The following is a 25,840-nucleotide window of genomic DNA, read 5'->3' on the forward strand; positions in this document are numbered from 1 at the left end:
TTTCCCTTTCCGGCGGTTCCGACTCTATCAGATCCTTTCGGGCCTGACTCCCAGTCAGCGGGGCTTGTCTTCGCGGCTGTTGGGCCGTTCCGACGAGTGAGACTTTAGCGGAGTCCCGGCTCCCGAGCTAATCGGGGGGCCTGCGCCCTTTCGAACGCGATTCCTCATTTCGCAAATACGCATACCAATGGCACGACGGCAGAACGACTGGTCGTCGAGTGTTGGCTGGTACTTGCGGAATGGCTGTCCGGGGACCGACCGAAGTCGGCGCTCACGTCGGACAACCCGAAGAACACTACGGACCTGACCGGAGTGTGTCAACTCTGGTCCGGACGGTCCCCCGGCGGCGTAGGCTGAGGTGCATGACGACGCATACGTGCACCCAGCAGTGGTGGGCCGCCTGACGGCGGCCGTACTCACGTATGCATTCATCGGCCGCCGACTCGGCGGCCGTTCCCGTATCTCCCTCCAGGGGTCGGCGGCCGGGTGCGGCGGTCTTGAGCAGGAGGTGGAGAGATGACACGGGTCTTCAGCGGGATCAAGCCGACCGGGCACCTGACCCTGGGAAACTTTCTGGGAGCCATGCGGCAGTGGGCTGACGTCGACCAGCACCAGGCGGACGCGCTGTTCTGCATCGTCGACCTGCACGCTCTGACCGTGGACCACGATCCGGCCCGGGTGCGCCGGCTCAGTCGCCAGGCGGCGACGCTGCTTCTGGCGACGGGGCTGGATCCGGGACTGTGCACCGTGTTCGTACAGAGTCATGTGGACGAGCACGCGCGGCTGTCGTACGTGCTCGAGTGCGTGGCCACGGACGGCGAGATGCGGCGGATGATCCAGTACAAGGAGAAGGCCGCGCGAGAGCGCGAGCGGGGCGGGAGTGTCCGGCTGTCGTTGCTCACGTATCCCGTGCTGATGGCGGCGGACATCCTGGCGTACGGAACCGACGAGGTGCCGGTGGGGGACGACCAGAATCAGCATGTGGAGCTGGCCCGGGATCTGGCCGTGCGGTTCAACCAGCGGTATGGGCACACGTTCGTGGTGCCTCGGGCCACGCATCCGGAGGTGGCGGCGCGGGTGATGAACCTGCAGGAGCCGACTTCGAAGATGGGGAAGAGCGACGACGCCGGTCCGGGGATCGTCTATGTGCTGGACGAGCCGGACGTGGTGCGGAAGAAGGTCATGCGGGCCGTGACCGACAGCGGGCGGGAGGTCGTGTACGACCGGGAGGCGCGGCCCGGCCTGGCGAATCTGCTGGAGATCCTGGCGGCTTGCACCGGTGGGAACCCTTCGGGTCTGAGCGGTGTATACGAGTCGTACGGCGCCTTGAAGAAGGACACGGCCGAGGCCGTGGTGGAGGTTCTCAGGCCCGTGCAGGAGAGGCACAGGGAGCTGTGTGCGGATCCTGGATATGTGGAGGGGGTGCTGCGGGATGGTGCGCAGCGGGCGCGGGCGATGGCCCGGCCGACCGTGGATGCCGCTTACCGTGCGATCGGGCTGCTGCCTGCGGCTTCCGATTCCGCAGCCGTGCCGGACACCGGAGCCGTGCTGAACGCGGCCCGGTAGGCGCGCGGGCTGGTGGCGAGGCGCGATGCGAAGTGCTGGCGCATGGTGACCTCGCTGCCGAAGCCGGCGCGGCGGGCGACCTCGGGCATGGGGAGGTCGGTGCGTTCCAGGAGTTTCTGTGCGGCGGCGATGCGCTGGTCGAGGAGCCAGCGGAGGGGGGTCGTGCCGGTCGCCGCGGTGAAGTGGCGGGCGAAGGAGCGCGCGGACATGCCCGCGTGGGCGGCCAGGCCGGCGACCGTGAGCGGTTCGTGGAGGTGGCGCAGCGCGTGTTCGCGTACGGCGGCCAGGGCGTCGGCGTCGCGGTCCGTGTGGGGGGTGGGGTGCTCGATGAACTGTGCCTGGGTTCCGGTGCGGAAGGGCGCCGTGACCATGGAGCGGGCGATGGTGGCGGCGGCCTCGGCGCCGTGGACGGTGCGTACGAGGTGGAGGCAGAGGTCGATGCCGGCGGCGGTGCCGGCTGCGGTCCAGATGTTGTCGTCCTCGATGAAGAGGGCGCCGGGGACGACGGCGACATGGGGGTGGTGTGCGCGTAGCGGGTCGACGAGCTTCCAGTGGGTGATGGCGCGGCGGCCGTCGAGGAGGCCGGCCTGGGCCAGGGTGAAGGCGCCGCCGCAGAGGGCGGCGATGGTGGTGCCGCGGGCGTGGGCGCGGCGGAGGGCGTCGAGGACGGGGGTGGGTGCGGGAGTGGTGTGGTCGTCGAGGCCGGGGATCACGATGAGGTCGGCGCGGGGCAGCCAGCCGAGGGTGCGGTCGGGGAGGAGGGTGAGGCCGCCGCGCATCGGGACCGGGGTCGTGTCGGTGGCCACCCGGTGCAGATCGAAGGCGGGGAGGCCGCTGCCTGTGCGGTCGGCGCCCCAGACTTCGGTGATGACGGAGACGTCGAAGGCGCGGATACCCGGGAAGGCGACGAGTGCGACGCGGTACGCATGCTCCACGCTGGCAGTAAACCATCGATCGCTGACTTTTGCGGCTCTGGGTCGGGGGTGACCGCGACGGCAGGATCGTGGGCATGGAGATCACACAGAACGCAGCGCTGATTGTCGTGGATGTACAGAAGGGCTTCGAGGAGCTCGACTTCTGGGGACCGCGGAACAACCCCGGGGCGGATGACAGCATCGCCTCGCTCATCGACGTCTGGCAGTCGACGGGTCGGCCGGTCGTCTTCGTCCGCCATGACTCCGGAGAGCCACAGTCGCCTCTGCGGCTCGGGTACGTGGGCAACGACTTCAAGGAGTACGTGGAGCAGCGGCGCGGGAAGGGGGCCGGGGCGGAGCTGCTGGTGACGAAGACGGTGAACTCGGCGTTCTACGGCACACCGGATCTGGACGCCTGGCTGAAGGCGGAGGGGATCTCCCAGGTTGTCCTGGTCGGGATCCAGACCAACATGTGCGTGGAGATGACCGCGCGGATGGGCGGGAATCTGGGGTACGACGTGGTGTTCGCGTACGACGCGACGCACACCTTCGATCTGCAGGGGCCGTTCGGCTGGCGGCGGACCGCGGACGAGGTGGCGCAGTCGACGGCGGTGTCCCTGCATGGGGGCGGCTTCGCTCGCGTGGTGACGGCGAAGGAGGTCGTCGACGCGGCGCGGTGACCTGCCGCCCCCTGGGTGCGGGTCAGTCCTTCTTGCCGGAGGCCAGTTCGCGGCTGCGGTCGCGGGCGGCTTCGAGGGCGGCGATGAGGGCGGCTCGTACGCCGTGGTTCTCGAGTTCGCGGATGGCGTTGATCGTGGTGCCGGCGGGGGAGGTGACGTTCTCGCGGAGCTTGACCGGGTGTTCGCCGCTGTCGCGGAGCATGGTGGCCGCGCCGATCGCGGACTGGACGATCAGGTCGTGGGCCTTGTCGCGGGGCAGGCCGAGGAGGATGCCGGCGTCGGTCATGGCTTCGACCAGGTAGAAGAAGTACGCCGGTCCGGAGCCGGAGAGGGCTGTGCAGGCGTCCTGCTGGGACTCCGGGACGCGCAGCGTCTTGCCGACGGCGCCGAAGATCTCCTCGGCGTGGGCGAGGTGCTCGGCGGTGGCGTGGCTGCCGGCGGAGATGACGGACATGGCCTCGTCGACGAGGGCGGGGGTGTTGGTCATGACACGGACGACCGGGGTGCCCGCGGCGAGGCGCTCCTCGAAGAAGGAGGTGGGGATGCCGGCTGCTCCGCTGATGACCAGGCGGTCGGCGGGGACGTGGGGGGCGAGGTCGTCGAGGAGGGTGCCCATGTCCTGCGGTTTGACCGTGAGGATCAGGGTGTCGGCGGTCTTGGCGGCCTCCGGGTTGGTGACCGGGGTGACTCCGTAGCGGGTGCGGAGTTCGTCGGCCCGCTCGGGGCGGCGGGCGGTGACCAGGAGGTCGGCCGGGGCCCAGCCCGCTCGGATCATTCCGCTGAGCAGGGCTTCGCCGATCTTGCCGGTGCCGAGGACTGCGACTTTCTGGGTCATGGTGCGGGGCCCTCCGGGGGTGCGTCGTCCGGGGTACATCCTCGCACCGGGGATGCGTGCGCGGCTCGGTTGTCCGGTGGGCGGAACGTGGGCTGGGAGGGTGCCGGGGGTGGGGCGCGCAGCCCGGCACTGCTGGGGGCCCTTCTGGGACGGGCGCCGCCCGAGCGGCACGGCTGCCCGCGGTTGGGGGGCGTCGACCGGCGCGGGCTGCGTCGGTCACGCCGTCCTGCGCCGTAGCGTGGCCGCGCCCAGGCCCAGTACCAGCAGCGCGCACCCCGCCACGATCAGGACGTCCCTGAGGAACGTCGCCGTCATGTCCGTGTGGTGCAGGACCTCGTTCATGCCGTCGACCGCGTAGGACATGGGGAGCACGTCGGAGATGGCTTCCAGGACCGGGTGCATCTCGGAGCGGGGGGTGAAGAGGCCGCAGAGCAGGAGTTGGGGGAAGATCACCGCCGGCATGAACTGGACCGCCTGGAATTCCGAGGCCGCGAAGGCCGAGACGAACAGGCCGAGGGCGGTGCCGAGCAGGGCGTCGAGGAGGGCCACCAGGAGGAGGAGCCAGGGGCTGCCTGTGACGTCGAGGCCCAGGAACCAGACCGCCAGGCCCGTCGCGAGGGCGGACTGGATGATCGCGAGGGTGCCGAAGGCGAGGGCGTAGCCGGCGATCAGGTCACCTTTGCCGAGGGGCATGGCGAGGAGGCGTTCGAGGGTGCCGGAGGTGCGTTCGCGCAGGGTGGCGATGGAGGTGACCAGGAACATCGTGATCAGGGGGAAGATCCCCAGGAGTGACGCGCCGATGCCGTCGAAGGTGCGTGGGCTGCCGTCGAAGACGTAGCGCAGCAGGAGCAGCATCACGCAGGGGATGAGGATCATCATCGCGATCGTGCGCGGGTCGTGGCGCAGCTGGCGGAGGACCCGGGCCGCGGTGGCGGTCGTGCGGGAGATGTTCAGGGCGCTCGTGGGGGCCGGCGTGCTGATCGTCGGCCTCGTCGTCGGCGTGTTCATCGGGCTGTTTCCTTTCGGTGGCCGGCTGCCGCGGCCTCGTCGACCAGGTGCAGGAATGCCGCTTCGACCGTCTCCGAGCCGGTACGGGTGCGCAGGGCGTCCGGGGCGTCGTCGGCGAGGAGCTCGCCTTCGCGCATCAGCAGCAGGCGGTGGCAGCGCTCGGCCTCGTCCATGACGTGCGAGGAGATGAGGAGGGTGGCGCCGCGGGTGGCCGCGATGTCGTGGAAGAGGGCCCACAGGTCGCGGCGCAGGACCGGGTCCAGGCCGACCGTCGGCTCGTCGAGGACGAGGAGTTCGGGGGTGCCCAGCAGTGCCACAGCGAGCGAGACGCGGCTGCGCTGGCCGCCGGAGAGGTTGCCGGCGAGGGCGTCGGCGTGGGTGGCGAGGTCGACGTCGGCGAGGACGCGATCGACGTCGTCGCGGCGGGCGGCGGCCGGGCGGCCGGGGGTGAGGATCGCGGTGAAGTAGTCGAGGTTCTGGCGGACGGTCAGGTCGTCGTAGACGGAGGGGGCTTGGGTGACGTAGCCGATGCGGGTGCGCAGGGTGGGGTGCCCGGCGGGGAGGCCCAGGACGTCGAGGGTGCCGGCGACCTTGGCCTGGGTACCGACGATCGCGCGTATGAGGGTCGACTTGCCGCAGCCGGAGGGGCCGAGCAGGCCGGTGATCTGGCCTCGCGGGACGGTGAAGTCGAGGCCGCGCAGGACCGTGCGGGGGCCGCGGACGACGGTGAGGCCTTCGGCGCGTACGGCCGGGGTTTGCGTGGTACGGCTCTCCGCCTCCGGCGGACCGGAAGAGTAATTCATCATGCGATGAATAATCCTCGCGGGCCGAGGCGCCGTCAAGTGGGGCGTGTTCGGCGGCCCAGGCGCGTGCTGGGGTGATCGGAAGCGGGCGGGACCGGCTGTGTGCCTCCGCGCGACCCGTACGGGCGCGCGGACGGGCTGCGCGGGAGACCCCGCGTTCCCGACAATGGATTTCAGTTCGCCGTGCACTCCCCCGGCTCGGCGCCCACGCATCTCCCCTCATCACCGGAGGTGCTTTCGTCATGCGCTGTGGCGTACGCAAGGCCGATCTGTTCGCTTCCCTCGTCGTGTTCCTCGTCGCGCTCCCGCTGTGCGTCGGCGTGGCCATTGCCTCGGGCGTGCCCGCCGAACTGGGGCTGGTCACCGGGATCGTCGGCGGGCTGGTCGCCGGGACACTGCCCGGCAGCAGCCTGCAGGTCAGCGGACCCGCGGCGGGGCTGACGGTGCTCGTGTACGAAGCCGTGCAGAGGTACGGCCTCAAGACGCTCGGAGTGCTGGTGCTCGCCGCCGGGGCGGTGCAGTTGGGGCTCGGGGCGCTGCGGCTCGGGAGGTGGTTCCGGGCCGTGTCCGTGGCCGTCGTACAGGGGATGCTCGCCGGGATCGGGCTGGTGCTGGTCGCCGGACAGGCGTACGCGATCGGTGACGCGGCCACGCCAGCGAGCGGGCTCGGGAAGGTCGCCGGGCTGGTGTCGCTGCCCGGGCTGGTGGATCCCGTGGCGTTGTCAGTGGGCGGTGCCACCATTGCCGTACTGCTCCTGTGGCCGCTGTGGGAGCGGGGAGCGCGACGGGTGCCGGCGCCGCTCGTGGCGGTGGCGCTGGCGGCTGCGGTGACCGGGGTGTTCGACCTGGGGGTGCGGCGGGTCGAGGTGCGGGGGCTGCTGGATGCGGTGCGGGTGCCGCAGGCCGGGGATTTCGGGCGGCTGACGGAAGTGGGCGCGATCGGGACCGTCGTCGCCTTCGCGCTGATCGCGTCCGCCGAGTCGTTGTTCAGTGCGGCGGCTGTGGACCGGCTGCACCGGGGTGCGCGGACCGACTATGACCGGGAGTTGATGGCGCAGGGAGCGGGGAACGCGGTGTGCGGGGTGCTCGGGGCTCTCCCGTTGACCGCGGTCATCGTGCGCAGTGCGGCGAACGTGCAGGCCGGGGCGCGGACGAAGGCGTCGCGGGTGCTGCACGGGGTGTGGCTGCTGGTGTTCACGGTCGTCGTGCCCGGGGTGCTCGGGCTGATCCCGGTGGCGGCGCTCGCCGGACTGCTGGTCCACGCCGGGTGCAAGCTCGTGCCGGTCCGGGAGGTGCGGGGGCTGTGGCGCGGGCATCGGGGGGAGGTGGTGGTGCTGGGTGTGACCGCCGGGGCGGTCGTGGCCGGGAATCTCTTCGAAGGAGTGCTGGTCGGGCTGGTGCTGGCCGTGGGGAAGACGGCGTGGGACGCGAGCCACGTGCATGTGGAGACCGAGGACCGGGGAGAAGCCGGCCTCCTCGTGCGGGTGCTCGGGCACGCGACCTTCCTGCGGCTGCCGAAACTGCTGGATGCGCTGGAGGCGTTGCCGCGCGACCGGGAGGTCCGGCTGGAACTGAGCGGGCTGCGGCACCTGGACCACGCGTGTGCGGCGGCCCTGGAGGGGTGGGCCGCCGCCCGGACCTGCCGCCGCGTGACGGGCGCCACGCCGGACGGCAGGTCCTGAGGTCACGACGTGGTGGCGAGCAGCAGATCGACGTCGTAGACCTCCTCGACGAATCCGTCCGGGAAGGCCCGCGTCAGGAGCCTGCGTTCCTCGGCGAGGAAGGCGGCGGCCGCCTCCTCGTCGTGGACCAGGAACACGGAGGGGCTGCCGACGTTGGAGAGGTGCGTGTCGATGTGACGCGGCGGCTCCAGCGGAGTCGGCCGACGGCGAAGTCGAGGCGGCCGTCGGGGTCGGCGGCGCGGGCCCCGACTCCCTTCTTCTCGGCCGCCATGTCGATGCCGAGGAAGCGGCCGACGCGGTCCGCCTGCGTGCCGATCCACGGCACGTCGAGGGCGTCGGTGTTCCCACAGCGCGAGCTCGCCGCCGGGGCGCAGGACCCGGAAGGCTTCCGGGATCGACTTGGCGGGGTCGGTCCGGTGCCAGGACTGGGCGTAGGTGAGGAAGTCGGCGCAGGCGTCGGTGAGGGGGAGGGCGTTGCCGTTGCCTCTGACGACCGGGATGCCGGGGAGTGTGCGGCGGAACTCGGCCGCCATGCCGTCGCCCGGTTCGACCGCGATCACGTGCGCACCCGCGGTCGTGGAGGAGTGTGGTGGCTATGCCGGTGCCGGCCCCGGCGCCGATGTCCGCGACGCGGGCGCCGGGGAGGGGGCGGCCGGCCAGGTCCTCGATCGCGTCGAAGAGGGCGGGCGGGTAGGAGGAGCGGTTGGCGGCGTACTGGGCTGCGACGGCGTTGAAGGAGTGGGCTCGGCTTGCGTGAGAGGGGGGTGGGGTGGCAGTCGGGGATGGCGAGGATGTGGTCACAGGGCCATGGTGGCCGGGGGTGAATGCAGGCTGCAGGTGGTTGTGGTGAGCCCGGCAGGTCAGGAACGCCTGCGTTTCTTCGACGGGTTGCCCGTGCGGCGGGTCGTGCGTTTCTCGTGCCGGGTGCGCGCCGCTTCGTACTCCTCGCGGTGGAGTTTCTCGCCGGGGGCCTCGGTGAGGGAGCGGAAGAAGTACGCGAGGAGGGAGCCCACGAAGCCGATGGCCAGGAGGCCGCGGAGCGAGGCCTGGCGGGCGGGGTCGTGGCGCTTGGTGAAGCCGTCCCAGGTGTGGCGGAAGGCGAGGGCGCTGCACACCGTGAACATCACGACCACCAGCAGCGTCACGAAGGTGCCGGTGTCCGCGATCTGCAGGCCTTCGTATGCGAAGCGCAGGACCAGGCAGGAGGCGGCCGCGGCCGCGAGTGAACCGATGGGCGCGGCGACGCGGCGGAGGGTGTAGCCGTCGTCGTGGTTCACCCAGGTCGTGCCGAAGAAGCGGAGGGGTTCGGGGCGGGGGGTGCCGCCGCCCGTGGAGCCCGCGGGGGTGGGTGGGGTGCCGGTCTCGTCGCTCACGGGACGATTATGGCTCCGGGGCCACCGCGGGCTCCCGTCGGGATCAGGCGCAGCGTGAAGCCACGTAGCCGTCGCTGCCCGTGTTCACGTACGCGTCCGAGATGAACTCGCCGTTGCTTATGTTGTCCCAGATGTTGGTGGTGCCGTACGTGCCCGTGACGGTCGTGCCCGGAGCCTGGCAGTAGATCGGGACCCTGGAGCTCCCGGGCAGGGTGCGGACGATGTTGTAACTCGTGCCGGGGCCGCTGCGGACGTTGAGACGGACCGGTGCGGTCGTGTAGTAGTGCAGGGCCGCTGCAGTCGCGGATGCCTCTTCCCCACTGCCCTCGACCTCTTCGACGCGGTCAACAGACATGAAAATCCTCCCCCGTTGAACCCCATGAACGCCATGAACGCCATGAGGCCACATTGATACCCCTAAAACACGCCATGAAACACATGTACGTAACTCGCACATGGATGCTAGCAAGCCGTCTCTGTCTCGTTCGAGTCATCGACTAGGCTCCGTGCGTCGCGCGCGCGGACGAACAGCATGGGGGTGGTTCCATGGCGCCACAGCACGACATCGGAGCGGATGTGGAAGCGGAACTTCCCGAGTACGCCGGTCACTACCGTCTTGAGTCATGTCTCGGCTCGGGAGGCATGGGCGTCGTGCACCTGGCCCGGAGCACCTCCGGGATGAAGCTCGCGGTGAAGGTCGTCCACGCCGAGTTCGCCCGGGATCCCGAGTTCAGGGGGCGTTTCCGGCAGGAGGTGGCCGCGGCGCGGCGGGTGAGCGGTGCCTTCACCGCGTCCGTCGTCGACGCCGATCCGGAGGCCGAACGGCCCTGGATGGCCACACTGTTCATTCCGGGGCCGACCCTCGCCGACCATGTGAAACGGAACGGGGACATGGAGCCCGCCCAGTTGCGCCGTCTGATGGCCGGGCTGGCCGAGGCGCTGCGCGACATTCACCGGGTCGGCGTGGTGCACCGGGATCTGAAACCGAGCAACGTGCTGCTCGCCGAGGACGGGCCGAAGGTCATCGACTTCGGCATTTCCCGGCCAAAGGACAGCGAACTGCGCACCGAGACCGGAAAGTTGATCGGGACCCCGCCGTTCATGGCGCCCGAGCAGTTCCGGCGGCCGCGGGAGGTCGGGCCCGCCGCCGACGTCTTCGCGCTCGGATCAGTGATGGTCCACGCGGCCACCGGACGCGGGCCGTTCGACTCCGACAGCCCGTACGTCGTCGCCTACCAGGTCGTGCACGACGAGCCCGACCTGACGGGCGTACCGGACAGTCTCGCGCCACTCGTGCTCCGCTGTCTCGCCAAGGAGCCCGAGGACCGGCCCACACCGGACGAGTTGATGCGGGAGCTGCGGTCCGTGGCGGCCTCGTACGACACGCAGGCGTTCATACCGGCGCAGCGCACGGGTGGGTCGGGTGATGCGCCGGAACCGAAGGCCCACGCCGAGGAGCCCGAGCCGGGGCCCAGGAGAAGCCTGCGCACGCCGGCGGTCCTCGCGGCCGGTGCCGTCGCCCTGGTCACGTGCGGTGTGTTCGCCGCAGTTCGGCTGACGGACGGGGACCCGGCCGCGTCGAAGGGCACCTCGGCGCGGACCACACCGGCCGCGTGGAGCGGCTGGGAAACGAAGCCTGCCCCCGGAGCCGGAAGCGTGCCGCAATGCGTCCACGGGGCAGGCAAGTTGCTCTGTAAGCAGCCCGGAGTCGTCTACGCTCTCTCACCGGCCGACGGCACCCTGCTGTGGCGCCACCCCGTCCCCGAGGAGAGCGCCGGCGGACCACCGGTCGTTTCCGGCGGGCTGGTGCAGGCCTACGGAGGCCGACGTCTGGAGGCGCTCGATCCGGCCTCGGGCAAACAGGTCTGGGAGCGGAGTCTGTCCGCGCCCGGCTCGGTGCGGTACGTCGGCGGCATGCTCCTGCTCACCGGTGCGGACGGCACGGTCACGGGTGTGGACAGCGCGTCGGGCGACACGAAGTGGAGCCGCCGGGTATCGGGCGTCGACTCGTTCACCTCGTTCGCCGGGGACCCGCTGGCATACGCGACGAGGACGACCTCCGACGGGACGAGCACACAGGTCACCGCGGTCGATCCGGAAACGGGTGACGTGCGGTGGGAAGCAGGGCTGAAGGGGGCGCTGAGACCCGTCGGGGCCCAGGGCGGATCAGTGTTCTTCCTCTCCACCGACCTGGGCTCCGGCGACACGAACGCCGTGGTCCGCTACACCCCTGGGCCGAGGTCGTCGACCCAGGTGGCGCTGCCCGTTCCACGCCAGGACCCCACGGTCACCGTGCGCGGGAACGTCACCTACCTGCTGGCCACCGGCGGTTCGCTGGAGGCCGTGGACACCGGCACCCGGCAGCGGCTGTGGCTTCTCGAGACGTCCGTGAGCCGCGGTTCGACACCGGTCGCCGACGACGAGCACGTGTACGTCACCGCCCCCGACGGACGCCTCCTCGCCGTCGATGCCCGCACCGGGAAACTCGTCGGGCAGACACCCCCAAGGCTCGGCCCCAACTCCGACCAGGTCGTGGCCACGCTGCCCCAGCCCCTCCTCGCCAACCACCACATCTACGCAGGCGCCCCCGACGGCACCGTGTTCGGCGTCGACGGACGGAACCCCTCGGCCTGGTAGTACGCGAAAGGGCCGCCCCCCTCACACGGGAAGGAGACGGCCCAAGGGGGGAAACGGGAGCTCAGCCCAGCCTGCTCACGTCCCGCACCGCGCCCTTGTCCGCGCTGGTCGCCATCGCCGCGTACGCCCGCAGCGCCGCCGACACCTTCCGCTCGCGGTTCTTCGGGGCGTACGCCCCGTCCAGCGCCTGCTCGCGGCGGGCCAGTTCGGCCTCGTCGACCAGCAGCTCGATCGAGCGGTTCGGGATGTCGATGCGGATCCGGTCGCCGTCCTCCACGAGGGCGATGGTGCCGCCGGACGCGGCCTCCGGGGAGGCGTGGCCGATGGACAGGCCGGACGTGCCGCCGGAGAAGCGGCCGTCGGTGATCAGGGCGCAGGTCTTGCCGAGGCCGCGGCCCTTGAGGAAGGAGGTCGGGTAGAGCATCTCCTGCATACCGGGACCGCCCTTCGGGCCCTCGTAGCGGATGACGACCACGTCGCCGTCCGTGACCTGCTTGTTGAGGATCTTCTCGACGGCCTCCTCCTGCGACTCGCAGACGACCGCCGGGCCCTCGAAGGTCCAGATGGACTCGTCGACGCCCGCCGTCTTCACCACGCAGCCGTCGACGGCCAGGTTGCCCTTCAGCACGGCCAGGCCGCCGTCCTTGGAGTACGCGTGCTCGACGGAGCGGATGCAGCCGCCCTCCGCGTCCTCGTCGAGGGCGTCCCAGCGCTCGGACTGGGAGAAGGCCTCGGCGGAGCGGACGCAGCCGGGCGCCGCGTGCCACAGCTCGACGGCCTCGGCGGACGGGGAGCCGCCGCGCACGTCCCACGTCTTCAGCCAGTCGGCCAGGGACGGGCTGTGCACGGAGTACACGTCCTCGTTGAGCAGGCCCGCGCGGTGCAGCTCACCGAGGAGGGCGGGGATGCCGCCGGCGCGGTGCACGTCCTCCATGTAGTACGTGCGGTCCTTGGCGACGTTCGGGGCGACCTTCGCGAGGCAGGGCACGCGGCGCGAGACCGCGTCGATCTGCTCGAGGCCGAAGGGGACGCCCGCCTCCTGGGCCGCCGCCAGCAGGTGCAGGATCGTGTTGGTCGAGCCGCCCATCGCGATGTCCAGGGCCATCGCGTTCTCGAAGGCCGCGAAGGAGGCGATGGAACGGGGCAGGACCGTCTCGTCGTCCTGCTCGTAATAGCGGCGGGTGATGTCCATGACCGTGCGGGCCGCGTTCTCGTACAGCGCCTTGCGGGCCGTGTGCGTGGCGAGGACCGAGCCGTTGCCGGGCAGGGACAGGCCGATCGCCTCGGTCAGGCAGTTCATCGAGTTGGCCGTGAACATGCCGGAACAGCTGCCGCAGGTCGGACAGGCGTTCTCCTCGATCCGGGCGATGTCCTCGTCCGAGATCTTGTCGTTGACCGCGTCGGAGATCGCGTCGACCAGGTCGAGCGTGCGCACCGTGCCGTCGACCAGGGTGGCGCGGCCGGACTCCATCGGACCGCCGGAGACGAAGACCGCCGGGATGTTCAGGCGCAGGGCCGCGTTCAGCATGCCCGGGGTGATCTTGTCGCAGTTGGAGATGCAGATCAGGGCGTCGGCGCAGTGGGCCTCGACCATGTACTCCACGCTGTCCGCGATGAGGTCTCGGGAGGGCAGGGAGTAGAGCATGCCGCCGTGGCCCATCGCGATGCCGTCGTCGACGGCGATCGTGTTGAACTCGCGCGGGATGCCGCCCGCCTCCCTGATCGCCTCACTGACGATCCGGCCGACCGGCTGGAGGTGGGTGTGGCCGGGCACGAACTCCGTGAAGCTGTTGGCGACCGCGATGATCGGCTTGCGGCCGATGTCCGCACCCGGTACACCGGAGGCGCGCATAAGGGCGCGGGCGCCCGCCATGTTGCGGCCGTGGGTGACTGTGCGGGACCTCAGCTCGGGCATCGTCGCTCGCTCCTTAGGGACTGCAGAGACTGCGATCAGAGACTTCTGACTGCTATCGAGCGTACGCCGCTCATCCAGAGGGCGGACACGTTGTCCGGAATGCGGGATGCGCGTCTCACCCGTCAGGGCTGCGTCAGATGCCCCTGTACCACCGGCGCCACCCGCGCGATGATCTGCTCCAGGTCCGCCGACGCCAGTGGCTCCACCTTGATCACATACCGCAGCATCGCCGTCCCCACGAGCTGCGCCGCCGCGAGTTCGGCACGCAGTTCCGCGTCCGGCAGCTCCAGCTGGGCGGCGATGCGGCGCAGCAGCTGCGAGGCCACGAGCCGGCGGAAGACGGCGGCCGCGGTCTCGTTGTTGACGGCGGAGCGGACGATCGCCAGCAGCGGCGCACGGGTGGTCGGGTTCTCCCAGATGCCGAAGATGAAGCGGGTCAGACGCTCGCCCACCGCGTCGAGGGGACCGTCGGCGACCGCCTCGGGCATGTTCAGGGCGGGCGCGAAGGCGACCTCCACGGCCGCCGCGAAGATCTGTTCCTTGGTGCCGAAGTAGTGGTGGACCAGGGCCGAGTCCACTCCGGCCGCCTTCGCGATACCGCGCACGGACGTCTTGTCGTAGCCCCGCTCGGAGAACTCCGCGCGGGCCGCGGCCAGGATCCGGTCGCGGGTGCCGGCGGATTCCGTACGAGGAGGCCGGCCCCGGCGCCGGGCGGTGGCGCCGGTCACGGCCGGGGCACCTTCACGGCCGAGGCCAGGTGGAGGCGGGTGAAGGCCAGCGCCTCGGCGAGGTCGGCCTCCCGTTCGGCGCCGGACATGGCACGGCGGGTGTTGACCTCGATGACGACATGGCCGTCGAAGCCGGTCAGGGCCAGACGTTCCAGCAGCTCGGCGCAGGGCTGGGAGCCGCGCCCCGGAACGAGGTGCTCGTCCTTCGCCGATCCCTTGCCGTCCGCGAGGTGGACGTGCCCGAGACGGTCCCCCATGCGGTCGGCCATCTGCATCGCGTCGGAGCGGGCCGTCGCGGCGTGACTGAGATCGATCGTGAAGTGACGGTAGTCGTCCTTCGTCACGTCCCAGTCGGGCGCGTAGGCGAGCATCTCGCGGTCGCGGTAGCGCCAGGGGTACATGTTCTCGACGGCGAACCTCACATCCGTCTCGTTCGCCATCCGCCAGATCCCGGTGACGAAATCGCGGGCGTACTGGCGCTGCCAGCGGAACGGGGGATGAACGACGACCGTGCTCGCGCCGAGCTTCTCGGCCGCCGCCCGGGCCCGCTGGAGCTTGACCCACGGGTCGGTGGACCACACGCGCTGCGTGATGAGCAGGCACGGGGCGTGCACGGCCAGGACCGGGATCCCGTGGTAGTCGCTGAGTCTGCGCAGCGCCTCGATGTCCTGGCTGACCGGGTCGGTCCACACCATGACCTCGACTCCGTCGTACCCGAGGCGCGCGGCGATCTCGAAGGCCGTCGACGTGGACTCCGGGTACACGGAGGCCGTGGACAGCGCGACCTTCGCATCCGGGATGCGTACGACTGGCTCCGCCATGGGGGACAGATTACGGGGTGCGGTCGGGTGGGGGCGGGGTGCCTATGCGCCGTTGTGGTGTTCGCCATAAACAGCTGCGGGCGCGTTGGAGCTTGTCGCGCCCACGCGCCGAGCCGCATGTGTCACAGCCCCGCACACCCTGCGCCGGCTACGCCGAGCCCATATGGTCGAGGCGCCGCAGGATCACGCCCTCCCTGAGCGCCCACGGGCAGATTTCCAGGTTGTCCACGCCGAAGAGGTCCATCGCGCCCTCCGCCACCAGGGCCCCCGCCAGGAGCTGGTTCGCGCGGCCCTCGGAGACACCCGGGAGTTCTGAGCGCTGGGCCGTGGTCATGCCGGCCAGTTGCGGGACCCAGGCCTCCAGGGACTCGCGCTTGAGTTCGCGCTGGACGTACAGGCCGTCGGCGGAGCGGGCGGCGCCGGCGATGCGGGCCAGCTGCTTGAAGGTCTTCGACGTGGCGACCACGTGGTCGGGGGCGCCGAAGCGGCTGAATTCGCCGACGCTACGGGCGATCTCGGCGCGGACGTGGCGGCGCAGGGCCCTTATCGCCTCCGGGTCGGGCGGGTCGCCGGGCAGCCATCCGGCGGTGAGGCGGCCCGCGCCGAGCGGCAGGGAGACGGCCGCGTCGGGCTCCTCGTCGATGCCGTACGCGATCTCCAGGGAACCGCCGCCGATGTCGAGGACGAGCAGCTTGCCCGCGGACCAGCCGAACCAGCGGCGGGCGGCGAGGAACGTGAGCCGGGCCTCCTCCGCGCCGGTGAGGACCTGCAGCTCGACGCCGGTCTCCGCCTGCACGCGCGCGAGGACGTCGTCGGCGTTGCTGGCCTCCCGCACCGCGGAGGTCGCGAACGGCAGCAGGTCCTCGACGCCCTTGTCCTCGGCGGCCTGCAGCGCCTCGTGGACGACGGAGATCAGTTTGTCGACCCCGTCGGTGCCTACGGCCCCGCCCTCGTCGAGAAGTTGGGCAAGGCGCAGCTCCGCCTTGTGCGAATGCGCGGGCAGGGGGCGCGCGCCCGGGTGCGCATCCACCACCAGCAGATGCACCGTGTTCGATCCCACGTCGAGGACACCGAGTCTCATGTACGGAACGCTACTGCCACCTGGGCGATCTTCCGTCCCCCGTACGGTCCCGAGAGGGGCCTCGGGCGACTTACCCTGGACGGGTGCCAAAGACGAAAAAGGCGAAGGACGACAAGACGGCCAAATCTGTCGGCGGTTCTTCGCAGGCGAAGCAGACGAAGCCGTCGAAGAAGCCGAAGCGGGCCCTGGCGGACGACGAGAAGGGGCTCGACTTCGCGCGAGCGTGGGTGGAGTTCCCTGATCCGGCGGACGACGAGCAGGTCTTCCGCTGTGATCTGACATGGCTGACCTCTCGCTGGAACTGCATCTTCGGCAGCGGATGCCAGGGCATCCAGGCGGGCCGCGCGGACGACGGGTGCTGCACGCTGGGCGCCCACTTCTCCGACGAGGACGACGAGAAGCGGGTCGCCGCGCATGTGGCGAGGCTCACGCCGGAGATCTGGCAGCACCACGATGTCGGCACGGAGACGGGCTGGATCTCGGAGGACGACGAGGGCTCCCGGCAGACCCGCCCCTACCAGGGCTCGTGCATCTTCCAGAACCGCCCCGGGTTCGCGGGCGGCGCGGGCTGCTCGCTGCACATCCTGGCCCTGAAGGAGGGCCGCGAGCCGCTGGAGACCAAGCCGGACGTCTGCTGGCAGCTGCCGGTGCGGCGGACATACGACTGGATCGACCGGCCCGACGACACGCGCGTGCTGCAGGTGTCGATCGGCGAGTACGACCGGCGGGGCTGGGGGCCGGGCGGCCACGACCTGCACTGGTGGTGCACGTCGGCCACCTCGGCGCACGGCGCGGGCGAGCCGGTGTACGTGTCCTACCGGGCGGAGCTGACCGAGCTGATGGGCAAGGCCGGCTACGACCGTCTGGCCGAGCTGTGCGAGGAGCGCCTGGCCTCGCAGCTGCCGTTGCTGGCACCTCATCCGGCGGATCCGGTCGGCTGACGAGGCTCCGGGGACCGTACGGAGACACGGGGCTCGTACGGAGACACGGGGCTCACCTGCACCCGGCACGCTCTAGGTCGTGGGCCTAGGGAGCGGCCGGGCTCGGGTCGTCGTTGTCGGCGGGCGGCGGGGTCGAGCTCCCCGGGTCGGACGGCGCGGTGTCGCCGGGAGTCGGTTCCGGATCCGGCGACGAGGGCGGGTCGGTCGGCGTGGGATCCGAGGGGACCGATGCCGTGGGCGTCGGGTCCGGGCCGGGCGGGGGCGGGTCACCGGGGTCGCCTTGGCCCGGGCCGGGGTCGGACTGGCCGGGCGCGGTGCCGTAGCCCTCGATGGAGACGACGGCGCCGGCGGGTGCGATCGCCACGCGCGCGCTCCAGTGGCCGGACGGCTCGCGCAGATGGTCGACGTACACCTTGATCGTCAGCGTTTCGCCGGGGTCGAGGGTTCCCGACGACTGGCTCAGGTAGAGCCACGGGGCTGCCGCCGTCGCGGACCAGCGGACCGGGGCGGAGCCGGTGGCGGTGAGGGTAATGAGTGTGGTGTCGCCCCGGTGACCGGCCGACACGTCGAGGCGGGCATGGCCCGTCCGCCCGCCGGTGACGCTGACGACCTCGACGGAGACGCCTCCGGCGCCCTTGCCGAAGCGGCCGCCGCGGCTGGTCCTGGCATTGCCCGCGTTCTCGTAACCGCCACCTGCCGCCTCGCCGTCGAGGCTGCCGGGGCCCTGCGCCTCGCTGGCGGTGGCCGGGCGCCCGGCCGTGCCCTCGTCGGCCGGCCCGCCCTTGTACGCGGCCCACAAGGCGAGTACCGGGGCGGCGACGACGGTGGCGACGACCGTCGTCGTGACGGCACGCGCGCGCAGGCGCTCCCTTCGCGCGGCGCGGTCCTTGGGGTCCATCGGAAAGCCGCGCCGGTCGAAACGCGGGGCTGCGCTCCCCCGCGCGCGCGGGAGGTGCGCCACGGCGGCGCGCAGGGCCGGGCGGGGCGCCTCCAGGACCGGCAGCTCGGCGGGGGTGACGCTGACGCCGGGCCAGCGGCCGGGGACCGCGCGTTCGGCGGTACGGCGGCAGCGCGGGCAGTCGTCGACGTGCCGTACGAGCTCACGGCGCAGGGCCGCGCCGAGCACGAGCTGGTTGTCGCCCGTGAGGCGGGCGACGCCCGGACAGGAGCAGGTCTCGACGACGGCGAGCGCCGCGCGGGTGCGTTCCACCTCGCAGGCGGCCGTGGCGAGCAGTTCGCGGGCGGCGGCGGGCGCCATGCCGAGGACGGCGGCGACCTCGGGGGCGGCCAGGTGGTGGCGCACGGCGAGTTCGAGCGCCTCGCGCTGCTCCGGGGTGGTGCCGGCCGCCTCCGGCCAGGCGAGCAGGGCGAGTTCGCGCCGGCGCTGCTCCTGGGCCTCCTCGGGAACCGGCTGGGCGGCGGGCTGCGCGGCGCTCTGCCGACCGGCGGTGTGGCGGCCGGCCACGTGCGTGCCCGGACGTTTCTGCTTGGCCTCGGCCAGCTTGCGCAGGCACGCCCAGCGGGCCAGTGCGTACAGCCAGGCCCTGTGGTCACCGGCCGCGTCCGGGCAGCGGCGGCGCTCGGCGAGCCCGAGGACTTCACCCAGGGCGGCGGTCGCCGCGTCGTGGTCGCACAGCACGGACAGGCAGTAGGTGAACAGGCCGTCCAGATACGTCTCGTAGCGCGCGAGCGGCCGCTGCGCCAGCGTGCGCGCGGCAGTACGGTCACGCGCTTCCCGGTGCGCCCTGTGTGTTCCGGTGGTGCGGATCGAGGTCTCCGGACTGCTGCTCATCCGTGGACCGTAGGCGGCGCGGGGTGGGCCCTTCCTCCCGCTTGAGCACATTTAATCCGTACGGGTGAAACGATCCCTCACAAGGGGACGGAAAGCCTGATTCCGTGGCTCGCTCGTGACAGGTCGTGGCCGGTCCACGAGAGGTGGGTGTCCCTGACGCGGCACTAGCCTTCGACGAACAGGGAGGGGAGGGGTGACCCGGGGTCGTCGTACAGCAGGGAGAGACGGAGGTCGTGGCTCTCGGCACGGAACTGCCAGAGCTCACCGGGAAGCTCTTCCAGGGACCTGACGCCTGCCAGGAGACCGTCGGCCTGCGCGCGCGTCCGGACGCATTCGGACCCGCACTCCTTCCCGTGACGGCCCGTCGCCCACAGGACGACGCCGTGCCCGTCCGCCAGCAGACGGGACATGATCCGCCGGCCGGGTCCCTCGCTCACCCCGCCGCAGAGGACCGGGATTCGCGCCTCCGGGACGGGAAGCCGTACCGGCTCCTGTGCCACCGGAAGGTGCCAGGCGATCAGCCGCGGGGCCTCTCGCAGCCCCTGCCAGCGGGCGAGCCACGAGGAAACCGGTCTGCCCGCCCGCTCCACGTCGCGGAGCACCACCGGACGCTGCTCACCGATGCACGCCGACATCGGGACCCCGTCCTGCGCCCAGGCGTGGGGGGCCAGGTCGAAGTGCTCGGCGGGCAGGGCGAATTCGACGGGAACAGAGCGGTAGTCGGACTCTGCCTGGCGCAGCGCGTCACCCAGGTGCCACGGCAGTTCGAGCGGGAGCACGTCGAGCCCGATCGAACCGGAATTGGTGAACCTCATCTCCCGCCCGGAGGTGCCGGAGACATACATGGCCCAGTCGACCCCGGGCCCATCCGCCCAAGAGACCGCGGTGACCAGGACACGGGCGCTGCGGCGGGCCATGTGCCGTCGGACGTTCCTGGCGCGCTCCCCGGCCAGCTCGGCCCGTACATCGTCACGGGCCGCGACATACGCCTCCTCGGCCTTCGTCCAGGCACTGCGCGCCTCGACGAACCGGAACATGTCCTCGTACGCCTGGGCCCGGACCTCCCAGGCCCGTGCCGTCCCGTACGTGTCGTCCATGACGGCGAAGTCCCGCATGACCTCGGCAGCCATGGCCGCCGCGTGCTCCGGACTGCCGCTGTGGATCAGCGCGAGGGCACGGTTCAGTACGGCCCAGGCCATGCCCAGCACATCGCCCCGGAGCTGGTACAGCTCGACGGCCCGGGCAAGGTGGCCCGCGGCTTCCGTCGCGTCGCCGTGCTGGAGGGTCAACGCCCCCAGGTTCATCAACGCCTCGGCCTCTCCGCGCCGGTCGCTGAGGTGCCTCAGTGTCTCCCGGGCCGCCATGTGCAGCCGCCGGGCGGCCTCCCAGTCGCCCTGCTCCGCGTAGACGAGGCCCAGCGCGTCGCATGCCTTGGCTTCGCCCCAGGTGTCACCGAGCCGCTCGAAGACGGCCTGCGCACGTCGGTGCGACTCGGCCGCCTCCTCCAGGCGCCCCAGGCCGCGCTGCGCGATGCCCAGGACGTTCCAGACGTGCGCCGTCTCATGGCTCTCCTCGGCCGGTCGCAGCACCGCGGAGCAGCACGCGACGCAGTCGTCGAAGTACCGCCGCCAGTTCAGGTACGCACCCAGGTGGACGACGAGGTCGAAGGCTTCCCGTCCCTCCACCGCCGAGGGTGCTTTCCGGGCCGCCAGGGCGACCAGGTTTCCGCGCTCGCCGTCCAGCCAGGCCAGTGCTTCGTCGCGGCGGCCCTGCCGCTGGTCGTCCGCCTCCGTGGAACCCAGCCCGAGACGCACGACGGCGTCCTCGGTCCGGCCGGTGCAGTACGACCACAAGGCGCCCTCGGCCACGGTCAGCGCGTCCCGCATGGCCGCGCTCTCCGCCGGGACCTGATCGACGTAGGCACGTACCAGAGCGGGCAGCCGCGCGCGCGGCGGAGAGTCGTGCTCGGTGACGAGACAGGCGTCCACGAGCCACTGCATGGCCTCCCCCGCGTTGCGGCCGAAGGCCCCCGTGACCAGCTCCCGGCTCACGTCGCCGGGGAGCAGGGCCAACGAGCGGAGGAGCCTGGCCTGTCCGGAGTTCAGTGCCCAGTACTCGGTGTCGAAGGCCTCGCGCAGTTCGTCGAGGACGTGGAAGACACCGCCCGCCTGGTGGATACGGCGGAGCAGTGCGCCGGCCGTTCCTCGCTGTTGCCCGGCAAGGCGCAGCGCCAGCGGCACCCCGCCGCACAGCGCGGCCAGCCGGACCGCGGCTTCCGCGGAGTCGCCCGGGAACAGTTCCGCCGCGGAGTCGACGGACAGCGGCTCGAGCGTCATGACCCTGGCGACCTGAGTGACCGAGGTGTAGCGCCGCCTGGTGACCAGGACGCTGAACCTGCTGTCCCCGAAGGCCTCCCAGGGCTGCGGCCTCGCGGCGTCGTGTACGAAGAGCACGGGCCCGTGGTCGTGCGGCAGCCGGTCTCTGACCTGGCGCACCGCGTCCCGTGCGTCCATGTCGCCCGGGACCCAGTAGACGCCCCCGGTGAACCCCCGCTCCACCGCCCGGTGGGCCGCCGCCACCGCGAGCGCCGTTTTCCCGACGCCGGGCATGCCCTGCAGTACGAGGATGTTCGACCGCACTGTCGGGACCGAGGGAGCCAGGAGTTCCAGGAGCTGCTCCAGTTCGTGCTCCCGTCCGACGAACGGGTCCGGGACCGGGGGCAGTCCCAGGTGATCCAGGTCCGGGGGAACGTCGGCAAGGACCGCCATCATCGCTTCCACGGCCCGCTCGACCGCCACCTCGCCGACCGCACAGATCGTGAGGTGCTCGCCTTCCACGGCGTACGCCGCCTGCAGACACCGGGAGCTCAGCACGTTGACGAACGCCGCGGTGCCCTGGTCGTCTGGGAATCCCCCTCCGTCCACCGGCGCGAAGTGGGCGCTGCTCTGCAGTGTCACGCGGGCGGCCCGCACCAGACGCTCGGACGGCTGGAAACGCGAGCTGGGCAGACCGCTCACCTTCGTGGCCACGACGACGTCGCCGTGGTCCGTTCTGCCGGGCACTCCGCTCGCCTCGACGACCGACACCATGATCGGGGCACGGAGCGATCGTCTGACCTCGGCCACGCCCGTCTCACTCTCGCCCACCGTCCGCATCAGCGCGACACGCCAGGCGGTACCGGGCAGTTCACCGATCTCCGCGCCGTACCACATTCCGTAACGGCTGTCCTGCGCGTCCACCAACCGCCGGCTCACCGCTTCGCGCACCCCGAAGGTGCCGGGCAGGATCAGGACGGTCCCGCCGGCCTCGGGGGCGAGCTCCCGCACGGGTACCGGCACACGGCCGGGCGGCTCCGCCACCGCCTCCCGCGACGGCAACGCCACCTCGATCTCCGGCACGGCCTCCGCCGCTTCCGTCCCCCCGACCCGCACCCCGAGCCGCTCACTCCTGAACGGCACCCCACCCGCCGTGATCAGCGTCAGCCACAGCGCGGTCTCCTGCACCGGCCCGTCCCCGACCACGTACGTGACGAAGCGGGCAGGGCCGTACGTGCCGCCGAAGCGGTGCAGGACGAGTGTCGTGTCGCCGACCGACTCGACGGCGAGGCGGGGTTCGCCCTCGACCACGCAGCCGATCGCGTACTCCTCGGTTTCGTACGGCCATGGGCTCGACTCGCTGTCGAACTCGACGTCCACCGTGACCATGTACTTGCGCCCGGTCTCGGCCTCCTCGGGCCAGCTCACGAGGGGGCGGAGGCTCACGGAGGGGGCGTTCACGGCGTGCCATCACCTTCCTCCCGCTCATCGCACGGCGGAGGCTCCAGGGCCAGTGTGGTCCCAGGGTGCCCGAAGTAGGCGTACATGAAGCTGGTGAAGAAACCCTCGATGGCCTCCTCGGCCCGTCGGTCGTCGCCTTCCAGGATCGCTCGCTCGGCCTCCCGGGCGTAGTACGCGCGGTGCTCCAGCAGCTCGTCGGCCAGGTTGACCGGCCCGTGCCGGGCGTTGTTGAGCAGCCGCGCCGCGAAGTCGTGTGCGTGCGCCTTGCTCACCTCCGCGACGGTGGCGATGACCGCGCCGGCGCCCCACCGCAGGAAGACCTCCGCGAAGTTGCGCGGTACGGCCGCCCCGTAGCGGCGGTCGACGACCGGGCGGGCGGAGACGCAGGAGTTGACGAGGACGGCGGCTCCGCTGGTCCGGAGCGCCCACATCTCCCAGTCCTCCGACAGTTCGGGGAGCGAGACGCTGCCGAGGGTGAAGTTCTCGGGGTCCTCGGCGTACCTGCCGTGACAGCGCATGAGCAGCAGACCGAACGCGGTCCTGCTGTCCCGCAGTCGCCGGTGCAGATCCTCCATCCCGGTCGACCGCTCCCCGACCTCGTACCGGCCGATGCCGTCGTGCGTCACGGCGAACTCGGGGTCCTCGTAGACGAGTACGCCGCCCCGGCACTGGCGGGGGCGCGCGTCGTACCGCTCGGCGCGGTCGCCGTCGTACACGGTGGTCCAGCGGATGACGGGGAGCGCGGCGCCGATCCAGCCGCCCGTGTCCCCTGCCGGGTCCGGAGCCGGGGCGAAGCCGAGGGGCCGGCGGTGCAGGAGCTCCCAGGGGATCTCGTACGAGGTGTGGTCCCAGACGACCAGACGCGGGTCGCCGGCCGCCGACCGCAGCTGGTCGACCCATCCGGCCAGCACGGTCTCCGTGCGCCACCAGCCTTTGACGTGCCGGTAGGTGGAGCGCCAGCCGTGGCTCCTGGCCCGGTCGACGAGACGGGGCAGGCCGAGGCCGGGCTGCCGCCGCCGGTCGAGGTCGCTGTCGCGGTTCGCGCCACGCACGGTGCCCCGGTGGTGGAAGTACAGCTCGAAGCTCGGCGCGCCGGCGTACGACGTGTTCTTGACGCACAACAGAGCCGTGCCGGGCGGGAGTTCGGCGGAGAGGGGGGCGTTCTCGGGGGCGAGGCCCTCGGGTTCGGACGGCTTCTCCACGTCGTCGAGGCCGAGGTCGTGGGCGGGCGGCGGGTGCGGCGTGCCTTCGTACGAGACTGTCCGGTCGTACGACGGTGTCCTGGGCACCTCGTCGTGCTCGGCGTCGGCGTGCAGCCGGCTGCGCAGGTTCATCGGCTCCGTGGTCATGACGGCGCCCCCGGTGCCCGTGGTCCGCGCTGCGGCTGCGGTGCCACCACGAGCGTCGCGCCGAGCGCCTCCGCGAGCTGGACGGGCAGTTCCGGGTACTGGTCCAGGTCCGGTGCGACGACCACCGCCCGCATCCGGTTCAGCGTCGACGCGGCGGCCGCGACGCGCAGCGCGTCCTCCACGCCCTCGCGGTGCACGCCGCTGGGGGGCCGGCCGCGCAGGCTCGCGTCCAGGGGGACGTTGCCGCGGCCGTCCGTCACGACGACGAACAGGGCCTCGTCGACCACGGCTCGCCCCCGGCGCAGAAACCGGCGCAGTTCGTGGACGCCGAGGTCGAGGGCGTGCGCGAGGGGGCTGGCCGTCCCGGGTTCGCGGTCGAAGGTGCTCAGAAGAACGGGGTCGAGCAGGGAGGACGCGCGGACCCGTTCGGCGCACAGGTTGAGCTCGGCGCCACGATGGCCGAACTCCACGACCGTGACGACGGCGTTCGAGTCGTAGGCCCAGCGCAGATGGGGGGCGAGGGCGGGCGACCGGTCCCAGTCCCGGCAGGAGTGGTCCAGCACCAGGACGAGAGCGTGCGCGGGCTCCGGGCGGCGACGGTACTGGCGCAGGTCCACAGCGCGCAGAGCGAGCGGCCGGTCCCGCAGGTCCGGGTGGAGCAGCCGGGAGGTGGCCGCCTGCACGAGGCTCGGGACCAGGGCGAGGTCCTGCACGTCACGGGCGCGCATCGTGCCGATCGGGCGGCCGTGCAGCCGCCGGGCCGCGCCCGCGCGGCGGCCTGGCGGGCGGAGGGAACCCGGCTGGGCCAGGGCGTCCGGGGAGTCCTCCGGATACGGCGAGGGCGGCGCCGTGGCGCGAGGGGTCGCCGGGGCGGCGGCCAGCGGCCTGGGCGGGGCGGGGGCGGCGACGGGGGCGGGCCTGGCGGGAGCGCTCGGTTCGGGCTGCGCCTCCGCGGGCTCCTGGGCCTCGGCGGGAGCTGCCGGAGGCCGGGACGACCGGCCGTCCCGGCTCCGGTCGGAGCGGGCCCGGGGCGTCGCGATGCCGAGGAGGACGGCGGCCTCGGTGACGTGCCGGACGTCGACGCGGGGGGTCGCGTCGCCGTGCCCGCCGGCTCGGATCGCGAGGGCGCGGGCGACGCGGGCGAGGGCCAGGCCGCGGCGCATGCCGGTGCCCGGCGCGACCAGGTCGACGACACGGTCGCCGGCCTCGGGCGTCAGGGCCGGGCGGGGGGCGCCGCCCGGCAGGTACGGGATGGAGGGCAGCGCGTCGACGAGGGCGCCGCGTTCGGCAGGCAGATCCCAGAACCGGTCGGCGTCCAGGCGCCACAGGGCGTCGTTGAGGCGCTCCGCCTCGACCCGGAGCGGGAAACGGTCCAGCAGGTGCGGTGAGAGCCGGGTGGCCTCGGTGCGGTCGACGGCGGCCAGCCAATGGGCCCGGGGACGCCAGCAGAGGCTGTGGCCGTGCATCTCGACGTGGGCCGCGTCGGCGCCGATGAGGGTCACGGCGGCACGGACGACGGCGGGCCCGGCCTGGCAGAGGTCCGGGACGAGTACGACGGGTGCCGGGCCGTCCGGCTCCTCCACGAGCAGCCCCGGCACCATCCGCAGCCCGTCGCCGCTCAGCTGGGGCCGCAGCCAGAGCTCCTCCTCACCGAGCCACGACCCGAGGACCCGGACATCGCCCCCCGCCCCGCTATGCCCGGCGAGCCAGCCACCGAGCACGGGCAGCAGCTCCTGATCGAGCCCGAGGAAGAGAACTCCGCCGGCCCCCGGTTCGGTCGCGAGACAGGCGAGGAGGCTGAGGGCGCGGGTCACGGTGGAGGGCGCGTTCGTGGCGGAGGGCGCGTTCGTGGCGGAGGAGAGGGTGCTCGCGGAGGGAAGGGCGGGGCCGGGAGGCTCTGCCGGCCCCGGCACAGCGTCGGCTGGACGGTCCCGCACGG

The 25,840-nt window shown here is 72.0% G+C and carries 19 protein-coding genes and 1 pseudogene; 5 read left to right on the forward strand and 15 right to left on the reverse strand.

The features are described 5' to 3' along the window. Window positions 1-516: 516 nt before the first annotated feature. Window positions 517-1,566 carry a tryptophan--tRNA ligase gene (gene trpS / locus ACZ562_RS04010; protein WP_471174017.1) on the forward strand — a complete coding sequence of 350 codons (1,050 nt, stop codon included), beginning with the start codon at window positions 517-519 and terminating at the stop codon, window positions 1,564-1,566. On the opposite strand, the gene ACZ562_RS04015 is transcribed toward trpS, so the two are convergent. Next, window positions 1,482-2,501, reverse strand: a complete 1,020-nt coding sequence (locus tag ACZ562_RS04015) for a GlxA family transcriptional regulator (protein WP_471174018.1) — start codon at window positions 2,499-2,501, stop codon at window positions 1,482-1,484. The two genes, trpS and ACZ562_RS04015, sit on opposite strands and share 85 nt — an antisense overlap. 74 nt (window positions 2,502-2,575) lie before the next feature. On the opposite strand from ACZ562_RS04015, the gene ACZ562_RS04020 reads away from it, so the two are divergent. Continuing rightward, window positions 2,576-3,160 (forward strand): cysteine hydrolase family protein, encoded by a 585-nt coding sequence (locus tag ACZ562_RS04020; RefSeq protein WP_471174020.1) that lies wholly within the window; start codon window positions 2,576-2,578, stop codon window positions 3,158-3,160. Between the two features lie 22 nt (window positions 3,161-3,182). Here the strand turns inward: ACZ562_RS04020 and proC are convergent, their stop codons facing one another. The 3 genes from proC to ACZ562_RS04035 all read right to left on the reverse strand — a co-directional run bounded on the left by proC (window position 3,183) and on the right by ACZ562_RS04035 (window position 5,809). Beyond that, window positions 3,183-3,995, reverse strand: coding sequence for a pyrroline-5-carboxylate reductase (gene proC / locus ACZ562_RS04025; RefSeq protein ID WP_471174022.1), 813 nt, complete (start codon window positions 3,993-3,995; stop codon window positions 3,183-3,185). A gap of 216 nt (window positions 3,996-4,211) precedes the next feature. Next, window positions 4,212-5,003 (reverse strand): ABC transporter permease, encoded by a 792-nt coding sequence (locus ACZ562_RS04030; RefSeq protein WP_471174024.1) that lies wholly within the window; start codon window positions 5,001-5,003, stop codon window positions 4,212-4,214. Then, entirely contained in the window at window positions 5,000-5,809 is an 810-nt protein-coding gene (locus ACZ562_RS04035; RefSeq protein ID WP_471174026.1) for an ABC transporter ATP-binding protein, read from the reverse strand. The genes ACZ562_RS04030 and ACZ562_RS04035 overlap by 4 nt, the downstream gene beginning before the upstream one ends. A 239-nt stretch (window positions 5,810-6,048) precedes the next feature. Here ACZ562_RS04035 and ACZ562_RS04040 point away from each other — a divergent pair, with 239 nt between their 5' ends. After that, window positions 6,049-7,488, forward strand: a complete 1,440-nt coding sequence (locus ACZ562_RS04040; RefSeq protein WP_471174027.1) for a SulP family inorganic anion transporter — start codon at window positions 6,049-6,051, stop codon at window positions 7,486-7,488. 2 nt (window positions 7,489-7,490) lie between these two features. On the opposite strand, the pseudogene ACZ562_RS04045 reads toward ACZ562_RS04040, so the two are convergent. The 3 genes and pseudogenes from ACZ562_RS04045 to ACZ562_RS04055 all read right to left on the reverse strand — a co-directional run bounded on the left by ACZ562_RS04045 (window position 7,491) and on the right by ACZ562_RS04055 (window position 9,216). After that, window positions 7,491-8,289, reverse strand: a pseudogene (locus ACZ562_RS04045) (class I SAM-dependent methyltransferase). Between the two features lie 59 nt (window positions 8,290-8,348). Next, the gene (locus ACZ562_RS04050) at window positions 8,349-8,861 is read right to left on the reverse strand and encodes an EamA/RhaT family transporter (protein WP_471174029.1); all 513 of its coding nucleotides are present in this window, start codon (window positions 8,859-8,861) and stop codon (window positions 8,349-8,351) included. Window positions 8,862-8,904: 43 nt separating this feature from the next. Then, entirely contained in the window at window positions 8,905-9,216 is a 312-nt protein-coding gene (locus ACZ562_RS04055; RefSeq protein ID WP_471174031.1) for an SH3 domain-containing protein, read from the reverse strand. 191 nt (window positions 9,217-9,407) lie between these two features. Between ACZ562_RS04055 and ACZ562_RS04060 the strand changes: the two genes are divergently transcribed. Then, on the forward strand, window positions 9,408-11,498 hold the full coding sequence (locus tag ACZ562_RS04060; protein WP_471174032.1) for a serine/threonine-protein kinase: 2,091 nt from the start codon (window positions 9,408-9,410) through the stop codon (window positions 11,496-11,498). A 61-nt stretch (window positions 11,499-11,559) separates the two neighbouring features. Here the strand turns inward: ACZ562_RS04060 and ilvD are convergent, their stop codons facing one another. The 4 genes from ilvD to ACZ562_RS04080 all read right to left on the reverse strand — a co-directional run bounded on the left by ilvD (window position 11,560) and on the right by ACZ562_RS04080 (window position 16,043). Then, window positions 11,560-13,413, reverse strand: a complete 1,854-nt coding sequence (gene ilvD, locus ACZ562_RS04065) for a dihydroxy-acid dehydratase (protein ID WP_471174035.1) — start codon at window positions 13,411-13,413, stop codon at window positions 11,560-11,562. A 122-nt stretch (window positions 13,414-13,535) separates the two neighbouring features. After that, window positions 13,536-14,141: a TetR/AcrR family transcriptional regulator gene (locus ACZ562_RS04070; protein ID WP_471174037.1), complete on the reverse strand. Its 606-nt coding sequence runs from the start codon at window positions 14,139-14,141 to the stop codon at window positions 13,536-13,538. Then, on the reverse strand, window positions 14,138-14,962 hold the full coding sequence (locus ACZ562_RS04075) for a sugar phosphate isomerase/epimerase family protein (protein ID WP_471174039.1): 825 nt from the start codon (window positions 14,960-14,962) through the stop codon (window positions 14,138-14,140). Before ACZ562_RS04075 ends, ACZ562_RS04070 begins: the two co-directional genes overlap by 4 nt. A gap of 148 nt (window positions 14,963-15,110) precedes the next feature. Then, window positions 15,111-16,043 carry a Ppx/GppA family phosphatase gene (locus tag ACZ562_RS04080; protein ID WP_471174041.1) on the reverse strand — a complete coding sequence of 311 codons (933 nt, stop codon included), beginning with the start codon at window positions 16,041-16,043 and terminating at the stop codon, window positions 15,111-15,113. An 83-nt stretch (window positions 16,044-16,126) separates the two neighbouring features. Between ACZ562_RS04080 and ACZ562_RS04085 the strand changes: the two genes are divergently transcribed. Then, window positions 16,127-16,984: a DUF3109 family protein gene (locus tag ACZ562_RS04085; RefSeq protein WP_471174044.1), complete on the forward strand. Its 858-nt coding sequence runs from the start codon at window positions 16,127-16,129 to the stop codon at window positions 16,982-16,984. Window positions 16,985-17,069: 85 nt separating this feature from the next. On the opposite strand, the gene ACZ562_RS04090 is transcribed toward ACZ562_RS04085, so the two are convergent. From ACZ562_RS04090 to ACZ562_RS04105, 4 genes are all read right to left on the reverse strand, one after another. Then, a complete protein-coding gene (locus ACZ562_RS04090; RefSeq protein ID WP_471174046.1) occupies window positions 17,070-18,776 on the reverse strand; it encodes a BACON domain-containing protein in 1,707 nt (568 codons plus the stop codon). 164 nt (window positions 18,777-18,940) lie between these two features. Beyond that, window positions 18,941-22,552, reverse strand: a complete 3,612-nt coding sequence (locus tag ACZ562_RS04095) for a tetratricopeptide repeat protein (RefSeq protein ID WP_471174048.1) — start codon at window positions 22,550-22,552, stop codon at window positions 18,941-18,943. Further along, window positions 22,549-23,901, reverse strand: a complete 1,353-nt coding sequence (locus tag ACZ562_RS04100) for a hypothetical protein (protein WP_471174050.1) — start codon at window positions 23,899-23,901, stop codon at window positions 22,549-22,551. The genes ACZ562_RS04095 and ACZ562_RS04100 overlap by 4 nt, the downstream gene beginning before the upstream one ends. Then, a complete protein-coding gene (locus tag ACZ562_RS04105; protein WP_471174052.1) occupies window positions 23,898-25,838 on the reverse strand; it encodes a hypothetical protein in 1,941 nt (646 codons plus the stop codon). Before ACZ562_RS04105 ends, ACZ562_RS04100 begins: the two co-directional genes overlap by 4 nt. Window positions 25,839-25,840: the final 2 nt, after the last annotated feature.

The sequence above is a fragment of the Streptomyces sp. NPDC040410 genome, assembly GCF_055595715.1.